General features: G+C 63.5%; 15 protein-coding genes and 1 riboswitch. Of the genes, 4 read left to right on the top strand and 11 right to left on the bottom strand.

From position 1 onward, the window contains the following. Positions 1 to 65: 65 nt before the first annotated feature. On the bottom strand, positions 66 to 2,192 hold the full coding sequence (locus FHW75_RS07320) for a TonB-dependent siderophore receptor (protein WP_183673419.1): 2,127 nt from the start codon (positions 2,190 to 2,192) through the stop codon (positions 66 to 68). Between the two features lie 108 nt (positions 2,193 to 2,300). Beyond that, a riboswitch (cobalamin riboswitch) is annotated at positions 2,301 to 2,509 on the bottom strand. Between the two features lie 160 nt (positions 2,510 to 2,669). Between FHW75_RS07320 and FHW75_RS07315 the strand changes: the two genes are divergently transcribed. Then, a complete protein-coding gene (locus tag FHW75_RS07315) occupies positions 2,670 to 3,416 on the top strand; it encodes an outer membrane beta-barrel protein (protein WP_016714657.1) in 747 nt (248 codons plus the stop codon). Between the two features lie 49 nt (positions 3,417 to 3,465). Here the strand turns inward: FHW75_RS07315 and FHW75_RS07310 are convergent, their stop codons facing one another. The 3 genes from FHW75_RS07310 to lpxO form a co-directional block, all read right to left on the bottom strand. Then, on the bottom strand, positions 3,466 to 4,035 hold the full coding sequence (locus FHW75_RS07310; RefSeq protein ID WP_019098432.1) for a GNAT family N-acetyltransferase: 570 nt from the start codon (positions 4,033 to 4,035) through the stop codon (positions 3,466 to 3,468). A gap of 78 nt (positions 4,036 to 4,113) precedes the next feature. Continuing rightward, positions 4,114 to 4,458, bottom strand: coding sequence for a carboxymuconolactone decarboxylase family protein (locus tag FHW75_RS07305; RefSeq protein ID WP_013973174.1), 345 nt, complete (start codon positions 4,456 to 4,458; stop codon positions 4,114 to 4,116). Positions 4,459 to 4,646: 188 nt separating this feature from the next. After that, positions 4,647 to 5,546: a lipid A hydroxylase LpxO gene (lpxO, locus tag FHW75_RS07300; RefSeq protein ID WP_016714655.1), complete on the bottom strand. Its 900-nt coding sequence runs from the start codon at positions 5,544 to 5,546 to the stop codon at positions 4,647 to 4,649. Between the two features lie 158 nt (positions 5,547 to 5,704). Between lpxO and thpR the strand changes: the two genes are divergently transcribed. After that, positions 5,705 to 6,292 (top strand): RNA 2',3'-cyclic phosphodiesterase, encoded by a 588-nt coding sequence (thpR, locus tag FHW75_RS07295; RefSeq protein WP_027609703.1) that lies wholly within the window; start codon positions 5,705 to 5,707, stop codon positions 6,290 to 6,292. Here the strand turns inward: thpR and FHW75_RS07290 are convergent. From FHW75_RS07290 to FHW75_RS07275, 4 genes are all read right to left on the bottom strand, one after another. Then, complete coding sequence (locus FHW75_RS07290; protein ID WP_183673417.1) at positions 6,258 to 8,690, bottom strand: TonB-dependent receptor; 2,433 nt, start codon at positions 8,688 to 8,690, stop codon at positions 6,258 to 6,260. The two genes, thpR and FHW75_RS07290, sit on opposite strands and share 35 nt — an antisense overlap. A 93-nt stretch (positions 8,691 to 8,783) precedes the next feature. Continuing rightward, positions 8,784 to 9,758 (bottom strand): FecR family protein, encoded by a 975-nt coding sequence (locus FHW75_RS07285; RefSeq protein ID WP_183673415.1) that lies wholly within the window; start codon positions 9,756 to 9,758, stop codon positions 8,784 to 8,786. Next, the gene (locus FHW75_RS07280) at positions 9,755 to 10,261 is read right to left on the bottom strand and encodes a sigma-70 family RNA polymerase sigma factor (protein WP_019098436.1); all 507 of its coding nucleotides are present in this window, start codon (positions 10,259 to 10,261) and stop codon (positions 9,755 to 9,757) included. Before FHW75_RS07280 ends, FHW75_RS07285 begins: the two co-directional genes overlap by 4 nt. 113 nt (positions 10,262 to 10,374) lie before the next feature. Further along, positions 10,375 to 11,280, bottom strand: a complete 906-nt coding sequence (locus FHW75_RS07275; RefSeq protein ID WP_019098437.1) for an AraC family transcriptional regulator — start codon at positions 11,278 to 11,280, stop codon at positions 10,375 to 10,377. A gap of 181 nt (positions 11,281 to 11,461) precedes the next feature. On the opposite strand from FHW75_RS07275, the gene calA reads away from it, so the two are divergent. Then, on the top strand, positions 11,462 to 12,514 hold the full coding sequence (gene calA, locus FHW75_RS07270) for a vanillin reductase (RefSeq protein WP_019098438.1): 1,053 nt from the start codon (positions 11,462 to 11,464) through the stop codon (positions 12,512 to 12,514). 138 nt (positions 12,515 to 12,652) lie between these two features. On the opposite strand, the gene FHW75_RS07265 is transcribed toward calA, so the two are convergent. After that, positions 12,653 to 13,969: a hypothetical protein gene (locus FHW75_RS07265; protein WP_019098439.1), complete on the bottom strand. Its 1,317-nt coding sequence runs from the start codon at positions 13,967 to 13,969 to the stop codon at positions 12,653 to 12,655. A gap of 205 nt (positions 13,970 to 14,174) precedes the next feature. On the opposite strand from FHW75_RS07265, the gene FHW75_RS07260 reads away from it, so the two are divergent. Beyond that, positions 14,175 to 15,374 (top strand): sugar transporter, encoded by a 1,200-nt coding sequence (locus FHW75_RS07260; protein ID WP_019098440.1) that lies wholly within the window; start codon positions 14,175 to 14,177, stop codon positions 15,372 to 15,374. Positions 15,375 to 15,428: 54 nt separating this feature from the next. Here the strand turns inward: FHW75_RS07260 and FHW75_RS07255 are convergent, their stop codons facing one another. Beyond that, positions 15,429 to 16,487 (bottom strand): ABC transporter substrate-binding protein, encoded by a 1,059-nt coding sequence (locus FHW75_RS07255; RefSeq protein WP_025754360.1) that lies wholly within the window; start codon positions 16,485 to 16,487, stop codon positions 15,429 to 15,431. Continuing rightward, positions 16,484 to 17,548: an ABC transporter substrate-binding protein gene (locus FHW75_RS07250; RefSeq protein WP_019098442.1), complete on the bottom strand. Its 1,065-nt coding sequence runs from the start codon at positions 17,546 to 17,548 to the stop codon at positions 16,484 to 16,486. Before FHW75_RS07250 ends, FHW75_RS07255 begins: the two co-directional genes overlap by 4 nt.

Below are 17,548 nucleotides of genomic sequence, written 5' to 3'. Positions count from 1 at the left end.
GTCAGCGGTTGGTAGAGGTTTTTGTGTTGCCTGCTCCGGCTTCTTCGCGGGCACAGGCAACTCAATCAGAAGCTGTAATCCACCGTCGCAAAATACGACCGTGGCATCCCCATCAACCACTGCTGCCCACTGAACGCCGACTGCACATACTCCCGGTCGAACAGGTTGTTCAACTGCAACCCCAGCCGCACATCCGGCAGCACCTGCCAGGCGACGTTGGCATCGACCACGGTGTACCCAGGCGCGCTCTGGGTATTGGCAGTATTGGCAAAGCGCTCATCCACATAACGCGCACCAATGCCGGCCTCCACTTGCTGCCCGAAGCCTTTGCTCAGCCACAGGTTGGCAGTACGCCGTGGCACATTGGCCGGCCGATTGCCCGCACGGTCCTGCGCTGCTCCACCGACCATTTCGTCAAAGTCATCATACTTGGCGCGCACCAGTGACGCGTTCGCCGACACCTGCCATTGATGCGCCAGCGCCAGTTCCAGGGTCGCTTCCAGGCCATCGGACGTCTGCTGTCCGGCCTGCTGCTTCTCGTGGGTGATCGGGTCGTCCACCAGCAGCTTCTTCTTGACGATGTGGTAGGCCGCCAACGTCCATTCACCGCGACCGTCCCAGAAACGTTGCTTCAGGCCCACCTCGGTCTGCTTCGCTTCGGTCAGCTCATAGTGCATCTGGGCCGGGCTGAGGCTGATGAGATTGTTCACCCCGTCCTCGCTGGTGGAGTACTGGCCGTACAGCGACAGGTCGTCGGTAAACGCATACACCAGGCCGGCGCGCCAGTTGCCGCCTTGCAGGCTGTGGTCGCTGCGGCTGCCATCGATCAGGTTGTCGCGGTCGATGTGGTTCTGGTCGCGGCGCACGCCCGTGACCAACGACAACCGATCGCTCAGCTGCAGGCGGTTCTCGGCGAACAAGGCAAAGGTGTGGGTGGTGGACAAGGTTTGCGGGCGCAGGGGCGAGGCGCTGTGGAACCACCCAGGGTGCGGCTGCCACGGGTGGATGTAGTCGCCGCCCACATCGTTGTAGGGGGCATTGCTGTCAACGTTGAAACGCACCTTGTTGTACTCGGCGCCGACCACGGTCTTGCTGGCCAGGCCGAACAGGGTGTGGTCGAAGGTGAAGGTCTGGCGGTCGCCGAACTGCTCCTGGTTGTGCTTGATCTCCAGGTAGCTGCCGCGTTGCAACTGCTGGCGTTCGGCGTCCCAGCTGTAGTCTTCGGCGTTGCGCCAGTGGCGGCGGCTCTTGATGTAGTACAGCTGGTTGCTGGCGCTGAGGTGGTCGTTCAGCGTCCAGTCGGTGTTCAGCCGGGTCCATTCATCGACGTAGTGCTGCACGTCGTTCTGCACGTTGTAGTTTTTTTTGCGCAGGCTGCTGCGGTAGTGGCCATCGATCAGTGGCGTGCCGTAGTAGTTGTCGGGTTGCGCATCGCCACGGTCGTGGGCGAGGGTGAAACTGAGGTCGTCGCTGGCATCGAAACGCAGCGCGGCGCTCAGGGCCAGGCTGCGCGAAGGGGTGCGGTCGACCCAGCCATTGCCCCCTTGTTGGTTCAGGGTCAGGCGGTAGCTCAGGCGTTCGCTGAGGCTGCCACCGCTGTCCAGGCCGAGCTGCTGGCGGTCCCACGAACCGTAACCCAGGCGCAGGTGGTTACGCACTTCGCCGGCAAACGGCTTTTTCGGGATTACGTTGACCACCGCACCGGTGGCGCCCTCGCCATGCAGCACCGAAGCCGGGCCGCGAATCACGTCGATGCGCTCGACCATCCACGGGTCGACCGGGAAGGTCTGGGTGCCGGCACCGGTGTACAGCCGTGCGCCGTCGAACAGGGTCATCACCGAGCTGTGCCCGGCAAAGCCGCGAGCAGAAAGGCCCGTGCCGCCGTCGCCCGGGGAGCCGACGAAGGTGATGCCCGGCGAACGGGTCACGGCGTCCTGCACCGTGAGGTTGTTGCGCTGCTGGATCTGCTCGGTGCTGATGCTACTGGTGCTGGCCGGCGTCTCCAGGGCGTTGAGGCCAAGGCGCGAGCCGGCCTGGGTCGGCGTGACCAGGTCGATAGCGTGGTTGTCGAGGGTGTCGGTAATGGCCGTGGTGGGCAGGGCCAGGGGTTGTCGGTCCTGGTCATCGGCCAGGGCTGGCAGGGCGACGGCCAGGCAGGCCGCCAGGGGGTGAAGCTTGAACATACGGGACATGTCGTTCCAATGCTGCAGGAATGAAAGGATCCCGGTGGAAAACACGCAAAGGCGCACCGTGCAGGCAGGCGCGCGCACGGATACCGGCCTGCGCCCGCCCACCGCGGGTTGCCAAGTGAAGCTTCAGGCCGGTCTCCGGGCTTGCGAGGGGCATGAAACCTTCACCTTCCCATGCCTGAGCACAGTGGTATGTCGAAGGGTTCGCTCGCTTACCGTTGCGGGGGCAGCGCCGGACTTGTCGTGGTCGATACGACGCACCGGCTTCCCGTTTCACCCTGCACGCGGCGGTACAGGGCACCTGAAACTGGCGCGCATCTGACCATTGAAACGCCGGGGCGTCAAATGTTGGTACGCCATGAATGCCGCGATAAATCACAAGGTTGCACGTTTTTACTGATTTTTTTTCGAACTTTTTTGGCGGCGTTTGTCTCGAACCGCACGTTAGCCTTTCGTTATCAAGTCATGGAGACTTCCCGCATGCCTGCTCGTCAACTGTTGCGCCACTCCTGCCTGCTCGCCCTGATCGCCGCGCCGCTGGCTGCCACCGCCGCGCCCAGCACCGATCCGTTGTTCACAATCGGTCTGCAGGGCGCCTACGACAAGTTCAAGTTTGAAGGTGGCAGTGAAAGCGACAAGGAACACATGGGCCAAGGCGGCGTGTTCGCCACATTCGGCAACAAGCTGACAGCCGAATCTGGTTTCATCTACCAACTCGGCGCCGAGGCCAAATTCGGCAAAAAGAACGACAACAAGCTCAAGGAGGCTCAGGCCGATCTTGATCTTGGCTGGCGTGCGGCGTTGGACGCTCGCAACTTTGTCGACGTGACTGTGGGCGGCGGCTACAGCTGGTCGCGCTTCGAGCCGGAAATCAACGACCTTGATACCAAGCTCACCGTGAAGTCGCCCTTTGCCAAGGCAGCGCTGGGCTACAACCATCAGTTCGACGCCTCGACACTGCGGGTGGAAGTGGGCGCGCGACATACCCTGGACGGCCGCGCGCGGCTGAAGGTGGATGACTTTGGCAGCGACACGGTCGACCTGAAAGACCGCACCAACCCGTATGCCGAGGTGACGTTGCTGATGAATCAGCAAGGCGGTATGCCGGTACAGGCCGGGGTTTACTACACCCGCACCGAATACAAGCTGGATGAAGACTCCCCAGTAGCAGACAACACCAAGCTCAAGCGTGACGAGTTTGGTGTGAAGGTAGGCTTGGCTTTCTGAAGCTGAGCGCTTGGCAGGCCCGACCGCTGCGCGGGCCTGCTCAAGAACATCAGCGTCCGCGACGGCGCGACACCCGTGCCTCGATGTTCTTGCGCCCGATCAGCAATGGCGGCTTCTCCACCACCGGCTCGTCCGCCAGCCATTTGTACATCACCAGGCAGTCCACCAGCCCCAGGCGGGCATGGCGATAGGCCTTGGGCAAGCGGCCAACGGTCTCGAAGCCCAGTTTGTGCCACAGCGCCACGGCCACTTCATTGCTGGCCACCACCGAGTTGAACTGCAGGGCCAGAAAGCCCTCCTGGCGTGCCAGCTTCTGCGAGTGCTCGCACATCAGACGCGCCACGCCACGGCCACGCGCCTGTTCGCAGACCATGTAGCCGCAATTGCCCACATGCGCACCAGGCCCGGCAGCATTGGCCTTGAGGTAATACGAACCCAGCAGCTTGCCATCTTCTTCGGCCAGCAGCGTGTGCAAGGGCAGTTCCAGCCACACCTGGCGGGCTTTTTCGAAGCTCAGGGCCGGCTCGAAGGCATAGGTTTCACGGGCCTGGACAATGGCCTGGAAGGTGGGCCAGAAACGGTCGAAATCGTCGGGCGTCATGGGGCGAATGTGGATCATGCGGGTTCCTGCGCGGGCTAAGCCGCCCAGTCTGGGTCGCGCGGCGCCGTCGCGCAAGGGCGGCGGCGCCGTTTGTGCTCAGCCGTTGGCCTTGCCGACAGCATCCATGGCCCGCGCCGAGTAAACCAGCGCGGCACCGGCATTCATCGCCACGGCCACGCCCAGCGCCTCGGCAATTTCCTCGCGGCTGGCGCCATGCTTGACCGCCTGCTGCGAATGCACGGCGATGCAGCCGTCGCAGCGGGTGGTCACGGCCACCGCCAGAGAGATCAGCTCGCGGGTCTTGGCGTCCAGGTGGTTGGTCTTGGCCCCCGCACCGCTGGCGGTCATGTAGCCGGCCACGGTGTCGGGGGAGAGTTGCTTGAGATCGCCGATGCCGGCCATCAACTGCTTACGGTAGGCGTCCCAGTCCATCATGCTCATCGTCTTCACCTTGGGGGGGGTGCGAGTGGAGCTTTCAGGCTAGTCGAAGTGTGGCAAGTGTGAGGCTTGTACTTTGGTGGGTGTTTGCTGAGCTGTTTGTGGGAGCGGGCTTGTCCCGCGAAGGAGGCTGCGCGGAACATGGCACCGGCTTCGCCGGTGTTCGCGGGGCAAGCCCGCTCCCACATCGGTCAGATGTAGATGAACACCAGCACCAACGCCGCGACCACGGCCCATTTTTCCAGGTAGTAGCGCATGCGGTTGCGCTTTTTCAGTGCCTTGCCGCGCTCGCGGATCTTGTAGATGCGGGTGAACAGCCGGTTGATCCCACCGGTCTTGTCGCCGTCACCGTTGGGCGCGGCGGCGGCGGCCATGACGTTGCGGCTGAACCAGCGGTTGAACGCCGTTGCCCAGCGGTACTTGAGCGGGCGCTCGACGTCACAGAACAGGATGATGCGGTTGTGTTCGGTGGTATTGGCCGCGTAGTGAATGTAGGTTTCGTCGAAGATCACCCCCTCACCGTCGCGCCACGAGTACTTCTCGCCGTCCACGTCGATGTAGCAACCGTCGTCGTTTGGCGTATCCAGGCCCAGGTGATAGCGGTACGAGCCGGCATACGGGTCACGGTGGCGCACCAGCTTGGCGCCCGGCGGCAGGGTGGCGAACATGGCGGCCTTGACCGTGCCGATGCCTTGCAGCAGCTCGGTGGTACGTGGGCACAGGGCCATCGCCGATGGGTGGCTTTCGCCATACCACTTCAGGTAAAAGCGCTTCCAGCCGGTTTTGAAGAACGAGTTGAAACCGACGTCATCGTAATTTTCGGATTTTTTGATTTCGCCCACATGCAGCAACTGGCGGCCCTCTTCACGGATTTCCTGCCAGTGGTCTTGCAGCGGCTTCAGTTCGGGGAAGGCCTCGACCGGCAAGTAAGGCTTGGCCGGGAGCTTGGAAAACAGGTACAGGAAGCTGTTGACCGGGGCCAGGAAGCTGGAGTGGTCGCCCAGCTGGCGGGTCAGCTTGTGACGAACCCGACCGCGCAGGTGAACATAGGCGATCGAGAGGACGAAGATGAGTACGAGTGCAATTTTCATGGACGTTTACTTGTCGAAAAATGGCCATGCGCCATGGCATAAGCCAGCCAGCATAAACAATCATGGGGGCAGTTTGTACTTATTGTTACGAAACGACGGGGCGACATTGGTGTAATGCCCTACAGTCTTGCGCAAACGTTTCATGTTCGGGAGTTTGTATGGTTCAGGATGCACGACCCAGCGGTAGCCCCTTCAAACGGCTGTTTTTCGCCCTGCCGGTCAGCGATGTACAGCGCCGTGCCCTGGCCCAGTGGCGCCGGGGTTTGAACCTGCGCAGCGGCAAACCGGTGCCGGCGGCCAACTTCCACGTCACGTTGCTGTTTCTTGGTGATGTGGATGCCGCGCAGGTGCCTGCGATCTGTGCGGCGGTCGATCAACTGGCGCTGCCGGCTGCGGCGCCACGGCTGTTGCTCGACCGCTTGCAGGTGTGGCAGCGGGCCAGCGCTTTGGTGCTGGAGGCCCACCAGACACCGCCGGCCCTGTTGCAACTGGTGTATGGGTTGCAGCAGGCGTTGCTGCCGTTGGGGGTGGAGGCAGTCAGCCGTGAGTATCGCCCGCACCTGACGCTGTCCAGGGATTTTCGCGGCCAGCCACCCGAGGCCAGCAGCGCGCCGGAGTTTTACCTCGCGGCACGCCATTTCACGCTATACGAGTCGCGCAAGGGCGCTTACTGGCCCTTGGCGCAGTGGCCGCTGGCGGACGGACCCGGAGTCAGAATTCCGGGGTGTACTTTACCGTCAGCATGAAGTTGCGTGGCTCGCCATAGTTGTTGCTGCCATTGAGCTGATTGAAGCCTGCAACCCAGTACTTCTTGTCGAACAGGTTGTTGGCGTTGACGGCAACGTTCACTTCCGGTGTCAGCTGATAAGCCAGGCGTGCGCTCCACACGGTGTAGCCAGGCACGGTGTAGGTGCGCTCGTAGCCCAGGGTATGGCTCTGGGTGGTGAAGCCCAGGCCAGTGCTCCAGCGCTGGCCGTCCAGTGGCAGCGTGTAATCCGCCCAGGCGCGCAGCATGTGCTTGGGCGTCCACTGGCTGAATGTGCGGCCTTCTTCGTCCGGGTCATCGAGGAACTTGGTGGTGTTGTAGGTGTAACCGGCAAACAGTTGCAGGCCACTCAGCACTTCACCGCTGATCTCGGCTTCGAAACCCTGGCTGCGTACCTTGCCTGCGGCGGTAGAGCAATACCAATCATCGCAGGCGAAGCCTGAGGCTACGTCGGTGACGGCACGGTTTTCCTGGTCGTAACGGAACAGCGCGATCGAAGCGTTGACCCGGCCGTCGAGCAGTTCGCCCTTGAAGCCTGTCTCGTAGTTGCTGCCGATCACTGGCTTGAGTGGCGCATTGCCAACGGCGCGCTCGGTCTGCGGTACGAACACGTCGGTGTAGCTGGCGTACCAGGCCCACTCGCGAGTCAGGTCGTAGACAAAGCCGGCATAAGGGGTGACTTGGCCCGTTTCGGTCATGCGGCTGGTCGGGTAGCGGGTACCCGGGTCGGTCAGGCTGTTGAAGTCGATCGAGTCCCAGCTGTAGTCGAACCAGCTCACACGCGTGCCAAGGATCACGGTCAGGTCCTGGGTGGGTTTGACGCGCCAGGCGCCATACAGGCCTTTCTGGCGTATGTCATAACTAGCCCTGTTGGAACGTGCGAGATCGCCATCGAAGACGCTGTCACGGCTGGGCTCGGGGCGGTCATGATCGATGTCGAAGATGTTGCCGCCTGCATCGAAGTTGCGCCAGTAGGCGTCATCCGAGGTCAGTTTGGAATAGTTGCCACCCACGGTGATCTCATGGGCCAAGGGGCCTGTATCGAAGTGGCCCACCACGTTCATGTCCAAGCCCACTTTGGTCGAGTGAAAGTCAGTGAGCCAGTCGGCGTAGGTGATGCCGCTGCCGTCTGGCGCAACGCCTTGGCCGGTGCTTTGCACCCGCTGGTGGGTGGATGTATTGGTTTCATCCATGCGTACGGCAGCGGCCTTGAAGGTCCAGTCCTCGTTGAAGCGGTGTTCAAGGTCCAGGTAGTACGTAGTGACGTCGTTTTCGGCACTGCTCCAGCGGGCGCCGGTGTAGGTCGATCGCGGCAGGTCCACGGGCTTGCCATTGGCGTAACGTGGGAGGCCACGCAGCATTGGCCGCGACTGTTGACGGCTGTAGCTGATACCGCCGCCTACTGTGGTCGCATCGTTCAGGTCGATGTCCAGCGCACCATACAGCGAATGGTTTTTGCTCCAGACATAGTCGATGAAGCTGTCACTTTGGTCTTCGTCTGCCACAAACCGCCCGCGCAGCCGGCCGTCGGCGGTCAGCGGGCCGCCAGCATCCAGTTGCAGGCCATAGTGGTCCCAGGAGCCCGCTTTGCCCGTCAGCGTAACGGTCGGCGCCGTTTGGCCACGCTTGCGTACCAGGTTGATCGCCCCGCCTGGGCTGCCGGTGCCTTGCAGGAGGCCCGAGGCACCGCGCAGCACTTCCACCCGGTCGAAGAACACCAGGTCCTGGGTTGCCCAGTTCCCCAGCGAATAGTTGTTTCGCGGAATCGGTACGCCGTCGTATTGCCAGTCATCAATCTGGAAACCACGCGAGGTCACGACCACGCCGGGGCCAATGCCCTGTGCGCCGACGATGCCCGTGGTGTGGTTGAGCGCATCCTGCAAGTCGGTGATGCCCTGGTCATCCAGTTGCTTTCGCGTGATGACGGTAACCGACTGGGGAATTTCCTTGAGGGTGTGCGTCCCTTTGCCGAGGGTCACAGCGCGGGCGGCATAGGAAACTGTGCCTTCGCTGGTTGCATCCACGTAGTTGTCGGTGATGCTGGTGCTGCCCAGCTCCATGACATCGCTGCCCAGGCTGGCAGGGGCCACACTGAAATGCCCTTCGCCAGATACCCGCAACTGCAAGCCGCTACCGGCCAGTGCGGCTTGCATGGCTTGCTCGGCACTCATCCGGCCGACCACTGCAGGCGCCTGCTTGCCGCGCACCAGTTCAGGCTCCAGCGCAATGATGTGGCCACTTTGGCTGGCGATGCGGTTGAGCGTGTGAGCCAGGCTGGCGGCTGGCAGGTCGAACATCTGGCTTTGCGGCTGGGCGAGCACGTTGAAGCTGGCCAGGGCAGCGACCAGAGGCAGGGCGCGGGGCAAGGGGTTGTACACGGATTACTCCCGAATGAAGTGGCTGTCAGGAGATATGTGGGACGAGCAAAAAAAACTTGCCACGATTGCGAATGATTTTTAGAAATATTTTTATCAAGCGTTTTTCAGGTCGATCAACATCAACCACGGGCCGTAATGCTCCACGCTGATTGGCAGGGCCTCGGCCAATGCCTTCAACGCTTGCAGTGGCTGATCCAGAGGGAATACGCCTTGTACCCGCAGATCGCGTGCCGCGAGGGCGAGCCGGATGTAGCCGCGCTGATAGGGACGCAGCGCATCGACAACCACATGAAGAGGCTGGTCGAGGACCTCCAGGCGGCCCTCCAGCCAGGCCGCCCGTTGCTGTTGTTCGCCCGCCAGCCGCTCGATGGAATGATTGCGTAGCAGCGCCGCCTGCCCTTGTTGCAGATCGGTCCATTGCCCATTGGCCAAGCTGGCGCGGACGCTGTGTTGCAGCACCACGACCCGGGTGGCGCCCTCTTCCTGGCTGACCAGAAAACGCGTCCCTAACGCCTGTACTTGCCCTTGCGCGGTTCGCACCCGCAGGGGGCGTAGCGGATCGCGCGCAACCTGGATCAGCAACTCGCCGTGGCGCAGCACCAGAAGCCGTTGCCCGGCATCGAACTGCACGTCGACCGCACTGGCGCTGTTCAGGCTCAGGCGGCTGCCGTCGGCCAAGGTAAAACTACGTCGCTCACCGCTGGCTGTATGCAAGTCGGCCAGCCACCCTTGGGTGGTGTCGCTGCGCCATCCCCCCCAAAGCGCCGCGCCGAACAGCCCCAGGCTTGCCATGGCGCCGAGTACGTCACGCCGTGTGCGAGTGGGCTGCATCAACAAGTGACGCGCCTCTGCAGCTTGGCCAGGGGCCCGTTGATCCAGTGCGTGCAGCACGGCCAGGGGATGGCCAAGGCGTTGCTCCAGACGGCTCCAGGCTTGTTGGTGAGCGGGGGCCTGCTGCAGCCACAGACTGAACCTTTGCAGTTGCGCTTCGTCAGGCGTGGCGGCCCTGAGCTCGACCATCCAGTCGATGGCTTGCTCGCTGACCGGGTCGAGGGCTGGCCGGCTCACGCCTGCACCTCGCACAGGTAACATTGGCGCAGCGCCTGTTTCATATAGCGGCTGACAGAGCGTTCGCTGATCTGCAGTTTTGCGGCGATGTCGGCGTAGTGCATGCCGTCGAGCTGGCTATACAGGAAGGTGGCTTTGACCACTGCCGGCAAGCCGTCCAGTGCCTGGTCGATGGCCACCAGGGCCTCGACCAGCAGCAGTTGCTCCTCGACCGATGGTGCTACAGCCTCCGGCAACCGCGCCAAGTGCTCCAGGTAGGCGTGTTCGAGCTGGCGACGGCGATGGCGGTCGAAGATCAGCCGGCGGGCGATGATGGTGAGGTAGGCGCGAGGTTGCTGAATGCTGTCTGGGTCGACACGTGCGCCGAGCATCTGGCAGAACGTTTCGGCGGCGGTGTCCTCGGCGTCAGCATGGTTTCGCAGGCGTTTCTGGATGTGCTGGAGCAACCAGCGATGGTGGTCGCTGAAGAAAAAGCCCAGTTTACGGGTTGATGAGCTGTCCAACGCCTGGCATCCGCATGTGAGTGTGAATCGTTCTCAATAGTAGCCGGGTCGTTCGTTGTCTCGCAATGGGGCAGCGCCCAGAACCGAGCGTGCCGCTATCCGGGAATGGTCTGCTACACCGGCAAGCTCTGATACGGCAACTCATCCCCCGGGCTGCGGTCGAACTGGCGCTTGTACTCGCGGCTGAACTGCGAGGTGCTCTGGTAGCCCACCCGGTGCGCGGCCTGCGCCACCCCCAGGCCTTCGCCAATCAGCATCTGCTGCGCCTTTAACAACCGCAGGCGCTTGAGGTACTGCATCGGTGCCATGTCGGTGCAGCGCTTGAAGTGTTCGTGGAAGGTCGAAACGCTCATGTTTGCCCGCGCAGCCAGTGCTTCCACGCTCAACGGCTCGCTGTAGTGCGCGCGCAGGTGGGCGAGGGCGGCGCCGATGCGGGCGAAGTGCCCCTGTTGCTCCACCAGCGCCCGCAACACACCGGCCTGTGGGCCGCGCAGCGCGGTGTACAGCACTTCGCGTACGCGCGCCGGGCCCAGCACTTTGGCATCCAGCGGGTCCTGCAGGCAGTGCAGCAGCCGCTCCACACTGTCGCGCATCGGCGCATCCAGCGCTGCCGAGGTCATCGATTGCGGGGTTTGTGCCTGCACTGCAACGTCCGGTGCCAGGTCCATGCTCTGCACCAGTTCACCCAGCACGCCACGGTCGATGTCTACCGCCACGCCCAGCAAGGGCGCTTCACGGGTGGCGAAGGTTTCACACATGAACGGGACCGACAACGCCTGCACCAGGTAATGCCCGGCGCCATATTCCAGGGTACGCGGCCCCAGGCGCGCCAGCTTGCTGCCCTGGGCCAGGATCATCAGGCTGGGCTCGTAGATCTGAGGGCTGCTGGCCACATAATGGTCCCAGCTCAGCACCTGCACCTGGGGCAGGTGCGTGGGGGCGAAGCCAGGGTGCGTGGCGAGGCTGCGGATCAGCGCGCAGAGCGGCGCGTTGGCGTCGACGTGGCGGGTCAGTTGCATGGTGAACCTGGAGCAGAGAATCGGACAGCCTAATCATCGCAGATTGAGGGTTTGGCGCCAGATGCTGGCTGGCATCTTCGGAGAATCAGGCATGCATGCCGGAGAATCAGCCGTGTGCCAGGCGGCAAACAGCGCGCAAAATGCGCCGCCTGAATCGTTTCACTTTACTGCGAGGCCCTGCATGTATACCGCCATCGGTTACGCCGCCCAAACCCCCACCAGCCCCCTGGCCCCTGTCACTTTCGAGCGCCGCAGCCCACGCCCGGACGATGTCGCCATCGAAATCCTTTACTGCGGCGTGTGCCATTCCGATATCCACCAGGCGCGCAATGAATGGGGCATTGCCGTGTACCCGCTGATGCCCGGCCACGAAATCATCGGCCGCGTCACGGCGGTGGGCGGCCAGGTGACTGCGCACAAGGTCGGTGACCTGGTGGGCGTCGGCTGCATGGTCGACTCGTGCCGCCACTGTGAAGCCTGCGCCAAGGACCTGGAGCAATATTGCCTGGAAGGCCCGACCATGACCTACGCCACCCCGGACCGGGTCGACGGCAGCAACACCATGGGCGGTTACTCCAGCAGCATCGTGGTCAGCGAGCACTTCGTGGTGCGCATTCCGGCCGGCATGGACTTGCCCAGCGCGGCCCCTATCCTGTGCGCCGGCATCACCACCTATTCGCCGCTCAAGCACCACGGCGTCGGCCCGGGCCACAAAATCGGCATCCTCGGTATGGGTGGCCTTGGCCACATGGGCATCAAGCTGGCCAAGGCCCTGGGTGCCGAGGTGACGCTGTTCACCCGGTCCCAGGCCAAGGCCGAAGAAGCCCGCCGCCAAGGTGCCGACCACGTGATCGTGTCCACCGATGCCGAGCAGATGCGCGCCGCTGCCGGCCGGTTCGATTTCCTGCTGGACACCATTCCGGTGCAGCATGACCTCAACCCGTACCTTGAAACCTTGAAGTTCGACGGTGTGCACATTCTTGTCGGCCTGATCGAACCGATCGACCCGGCGGTGCACGCGGCCAACCTGGTGATGCAGCGCCGGGTGCTGGCGGGGTCGTTGATCGGGGGCATTGCCGAGACTCAGGAAGTGCTGGACTTCTGTGCCGAGCACAACATCCGTTGCGATATCGAGATGCTGGATATTCGCAATATCAACCAGGCGTACGAGCGGATGATTGCCGGTGATGTGAAGTACCGGTTCGTGATCGACATGGCCACTTTGCAGGGCTGATTATTCGGTTGGCTGTACCGGCCTCTTCGCGGGCTTGCCCGCTCCCTCAGGTACTGCACAGTTTTCAACGTCTGTGCGGTCCCTGTGGGAGCGGGCAAGCCCGCGAAAAGGCCAGTACAGGCAATGAGGCTGTAGCTGTTACCAGACCATCGCCTTGTCCCAACTCTTCCAGAACAACCACCGCCGCACCTCGCCATGCGCCCCGGTGCCGATCTGCCATTCAGGCCGCCCGCTGTCCAGCGCGATCACCGAAACAACCCCCGCATGGCTCGCCGCCACCAGCGTTTGTCCATCGGCGCTGATATCCATCGCACTGATGGTCGACCCCAGGTAATGCTGCCAATGTTCGGTGCCATCCTCGCCGAACGCCCGCAGGTAGCCATAGGCATCCCCCACAATGTACTCCCCATCGCGCGCCACCCCGGCATATACCCTGGCGCCATCCTGCACCAGCGGGGTACGCGGGTCCTGGCTGTAGTAATCGGTATCCAGCCCTGGCAAGTCCGCCACCTTCACTGCCAGCGTGGCACCGCTATGGAAATGGCAGGCATTGACGATCAACTGGTCATCCGTGCGGTTGAACAACGCAAAGTGCGGGTACTCGCTGCCTGGGCCGATTTCGGCAACCGGCCTGAGCTGGGCATCCAGCACCCGGTGACGGGTACCTTGCTCGCCCACCACGATCAGCCGGCCATCCGCCGACACTGCGCCATGCGCCATGCTCAGCCCCAGGCTGATGTCGTCCGGGTCGGTGCCTTCGGCCAGCTCGTCGAGCACCCGCGTTTGTTGCGGCAGCAGGCGAGTCGCACCTTGAGTGGTCAGCACGAAGATCCCTTCGGCGCTTACCAGCAGCACACGCTGGCCATCGGGGAAGGGGATCAGCGCGGTTGGCGTGGGCGGCAGGTCGAACGGCTCGAACGGGTACCCCGACGGCAACCCCTCAAGCCCACTTGGCCATGCCAGTCGCTGTACTTGCGGGCCACCCCAGCCGTCGGTCACGCGCACGCCCTCGGCATTGGCCAGGGCGAAGTAGCGGCGGGCAGGGCAGCGGCCGAAGTGCTCGATGCCGATCACCGGTGTCACCTCATGGCGGTCGATACGCACGACCTGGCCCTTGTCGTAAGGCATGCCGATGCGGGCCAGCAGGCTGCCGTCGTCCAGCAGCAGGACATTGCTGATCCCTTGGCCGTGGTCATCGAGCAACGGTACCAAGGGGTGGTGTGCGGGTGGCCAGGCCTCGCGAAACGCCCGGTGCTGTTGTTCGTCGACGCCAGGGCGATTGGCGGCCTGCAGGGCAGCCAGCCAGGCGTCCAGCAAGTGCCCGGTGGCTGGCGCCTGTGGCTCTTTCAGGTTATCCCAGCCTTGCGCACGGCCCTGCGCGACGTAGTCGTTGACGGCCTGGGCGTAGGCGGTGACCGCCTGCTGCCACTGCTGCTGGGGGTGCTGCTTGTCCATGAGCGGATCGGGCTCCTTGTTGCACTCGCGTTTCACACACAACGCGCATGGTACTCCTTCTGCCTGCCACGCGGTTGTGAGGCTCCGGCTTGACGCGTACCATGCCGGGCATTCCTATCAATAACAAAGCGTGCGTTGGCGCCCCTGCAAGCGGGTGGCTGGCGTGCGATCTGTTGCCTTGTCTGCGGAGAAGCGGTTTGCACCCATGAACGGACCCATACCCACCCACCAGCCACCCACGGCGGGCAGCGGCAGCTGGCTGAGTGTCATCGCCCTGGCCCTGGCAGCCTTCATCTTCAACACCACCGAGTTCGTGCCGGTGGCGCTGCTGAGTGACATTGGCCGTAGCTTCGACATGAGCACCGCCCAGGTCGGCCTGATGCTGACCATCTATGCCTGGGTGGTGGCATTGGCCTCGCTGCCGATGATGCTGCTGACCCGTAACGTCGAACGGCGGCGCTTGTTGCTGCTCGTGTTCCTGGTGTTCATTGTCAGCCACTTGTTGTCGTGGCTGTCGCAGAGCTTTGCCATGCTGCTGGTCAGCCGTATCGGCATTGCCTTGGCGCATGCGGTGTTCTGGGCCATCACTGCCTCGCTGGCGGTGCGCGTGGCACCACCGGGCCAGCAGGCCAAGGCGCTGGGCCTGCTGGCCACCGGCACCACCCTGGCCATGGTGCTGGGCATTCCGCTGGGCCGCGTAGTGGGTGAGGCGCTGGGCTGGCGCATCACCTTCCTGAGCATTGCCGGGGTGGCGCTGGCCACCATGCTGTGCCTGATGAAATCGCTGCCGCTGCTGCCAAGCCAGAACTCCGGCTCGTTGCGCAGCCTGCCGATCCTGTTCAAGCGCCCGGCGCTGGTCATTACCTATGTGCTGGTGACGCTGGTGATCACGGCGCAGTTCACCGCCTACAGCTACATTGAGCCGTTCGCGCTGCATGTGGCGCAGATTGGCGGTGAGCGCACCACGCTGTTGCTGCTGCTGTTTGGCGGTGCCGGGGTGTTCGGTTCGTTGCTGTTCAGCCGCTACAGCGACCGCTTCCCCCATGGTTTCCTGGTGGGGTCGATCGGCCTGTTGGCAGCGTGCCTGCTGTTGTTGCTGCCGCTGTCGGGCAACTTCTATGCGTTCGCTGCGCTGAGCATGTTCTGGGGCGTGGCGATTCTCAGTTTCAGCTTGTCGCTGCAGTCGAAGACGTTGAAGCTGGCATCCGACGCCACCGATGTGGCCATGGCGTTGTTTTCGGGCATCTACAACATCGGTATTGGTGGTGGTGCGCTGCTGGGCAGTATCGTCAGCAGCCAGATGGACGTGGCGGATATCGGCCTTGTGGGCGGTAGCGTGGCAGTCATCGGGCTGGTGCTGGCGGTTGCCAGCACCCGACGGTTCCGCGAGGCACTGGCGCACTGACCCGCGCCTGGCGCGCACGTGTGCCGCTCAGGGGCGCAAGGTGCGCCCCAGCATTCAAACCGCCAACCGGGACGTCGACCCGATCACATGCTCCAGCACCCGAAAATCAATCCACTCCCGTACATCGAAGCGGCGCGGTATGAACCCCCACCTGAACAGAAACTCGGTAAAGTCCTGTAGCGCCTCGATCGAGCGGCTGTCCAGCGTCGTGCGCAAACGCCGGTGCGCATCGTCACCATAGGCCGCCGCCACCCAGTACTCGCTGGTGTTGAGTTCACGTGCCAGAAAGCGCCGGGTTTCCTCAGGGTTGGCCCAGGCCCACTGCTCGGTGCGCAGCACCGTATCGACCAAGGTACGGCTGGCATCGAAATGGTTTTCCAGCAAGTGCCGGTCCACGGTGAGCGTGCGCGGGGTGCCGTTGTTGCTGCGGATCAGCGGGTCGGGATGGCTGCCGGTGTCGACCACCACGCGCAGGCCGAACTCGTGGGCCAGGTGCACCGCATGGGCGCCCTTGAGGAAGATGGCATCGATATCGCCACGCAGCAGGCCGATCAGCTCGTTGTTGCGGCGGCTGAATCGGCTGGTGTCCAGGCTAACTTCGGCGCCATACAGATGCTGCTTGGCATCGTCGCTGTAGGTGCCGCCGTAGGGGTAGTCGACCAGCTCGACATCGGCCACCGCCAGGCCTTCCAGCTTCAGGGCATTTTCCAGCCCTCGCAGGGCCTGGGCTCGGGTGAAGTCGATCTGCACATTGGCCCATTTGGGCAGGCCGAAGCGGCGGTTCTTCAGGTCGCGAATGCTGCGTACGCCGCTTTCTTCCGTGGTGAGGATCAGCTGCACTTCATCGCTCCACGACAGCCCCAGCACGCGGGTCTCGACGCCGCTGGCATAGGCCCAGATCGCCGGGATGTTGCCGCCATGGCGTACCGAGTTCTGCAGGTGGTGGTCGTAGTGGGCTTCGCGCACTTCGCGTTCGCTGGATTCACGCAACGACTGGATATTGGTGCCGAACGGTGTAAAGGCCTCGGCCAGGCGCCCCGACTGCACGGCAATGCCGAGGCCGGTGGGCACGGGGCTGTGGGTGTACCAGAGGGTTTCCAGGGGCTTGGTCATGGGGTCGCGGGTTTCCTGTCCATGGGAATGGGGGCCAGCAGTTGGTCCAGGGGGTGGCGGGCGATCCAGTCGCGCACCTCGAAGCGGGCAGGGATGAAGCGCCAGCGCCTGAGAAACTCGACGAAGTCTTGCAAGGCGTCGATGGACTGCTCGTCCAGGCGGGTGCTCAGGCGCAGGTGGGCGTCAGCGCCGTAGGCCACTTGCACCCAGTACTCGCTGCTGTTGGTTTCCCGCGCCAGGTAGCGGCGGGTTTCATCCGGGTGCTGGTGGGCCCAATGTTCGGCGCGCAGTACCGAGCCGAGCAGGGTGCGCACCACCTGCGGATGCTGCTCAAGCAGGTGGCTGTCTACCGCCAGCGTGCGCGGCGTGCCATTGTTGCTGCGGATCAGCGGGTCGGGGTGGCTGCCGGTGTCGATCACCGTGCGCAGGGCAAAGGCGTGGGCCAGTTGCACGGCACTGGCGCCCTTGAGGAAGATTGCGTCCACCTCGCCGCGCAGCAGGCCGGCCAGTTCCAGGTTGCGGCCTTCGCTTTGGGTGCTGGACACCGGCGTACCGGCCACATTACGCACCGGGCGGTCGCTGAATGTGCCGTCGTAGCGGTAGTTGACCAGCTCCACGTCGCCCACTTGCAGGCCCTCGAGCTTCAGGGCGTTTTCCAGCCCGCGCAGGGCCTGGGCGCGGGTGAAGTCGATCTGTGCCGAGGCCCAGTCAGGTAGGCCAACGCGGCGGCCTTTTAGGTCTTTTACGGTGTGGATGCCGCTGTCTGGTCGCGTCAGGATCAACTGCGCTTCATCGGCCCACGACAGGCCGATCACACGGGTGTCACGCCCTTGGGCGCGGGCCCAGATGGCGGGGATGCTGCCGCCGTGGCGTACCGAATTGAGCAAGCTGTGGTCGAAGTGCGATTCGCGTACGGCCTGCTGGTCGGCTTCGCGCAAGGACTGCACCTGGGTGCCAAGGCTGGCCAGGTCGTCCTGCAGCCAGCCTTGCTGCACGGCGATGCCCAGGCCGGTGGGCACCGGACAGCGCGTGTACCACAGGGTATCGAGGGGTTGGCTCAT

Source organism: Pseudomonas sp. OG7 (assembly GCF_014192825.1).
GTDB classification, from domain to species: domain Bacteria; phylum Pseudomonadota; class Gammaproteobacteria; order Pseudomonadales; family Pseudomonadaceae; genus Aquipseudomonas; species Aquipseudomonas monteilii.
The sequence above is the reverse complement of the archived record's forward strand: the minus strand, read 5'-3'. Positions and strand labels throughout refer to the sequence as shown.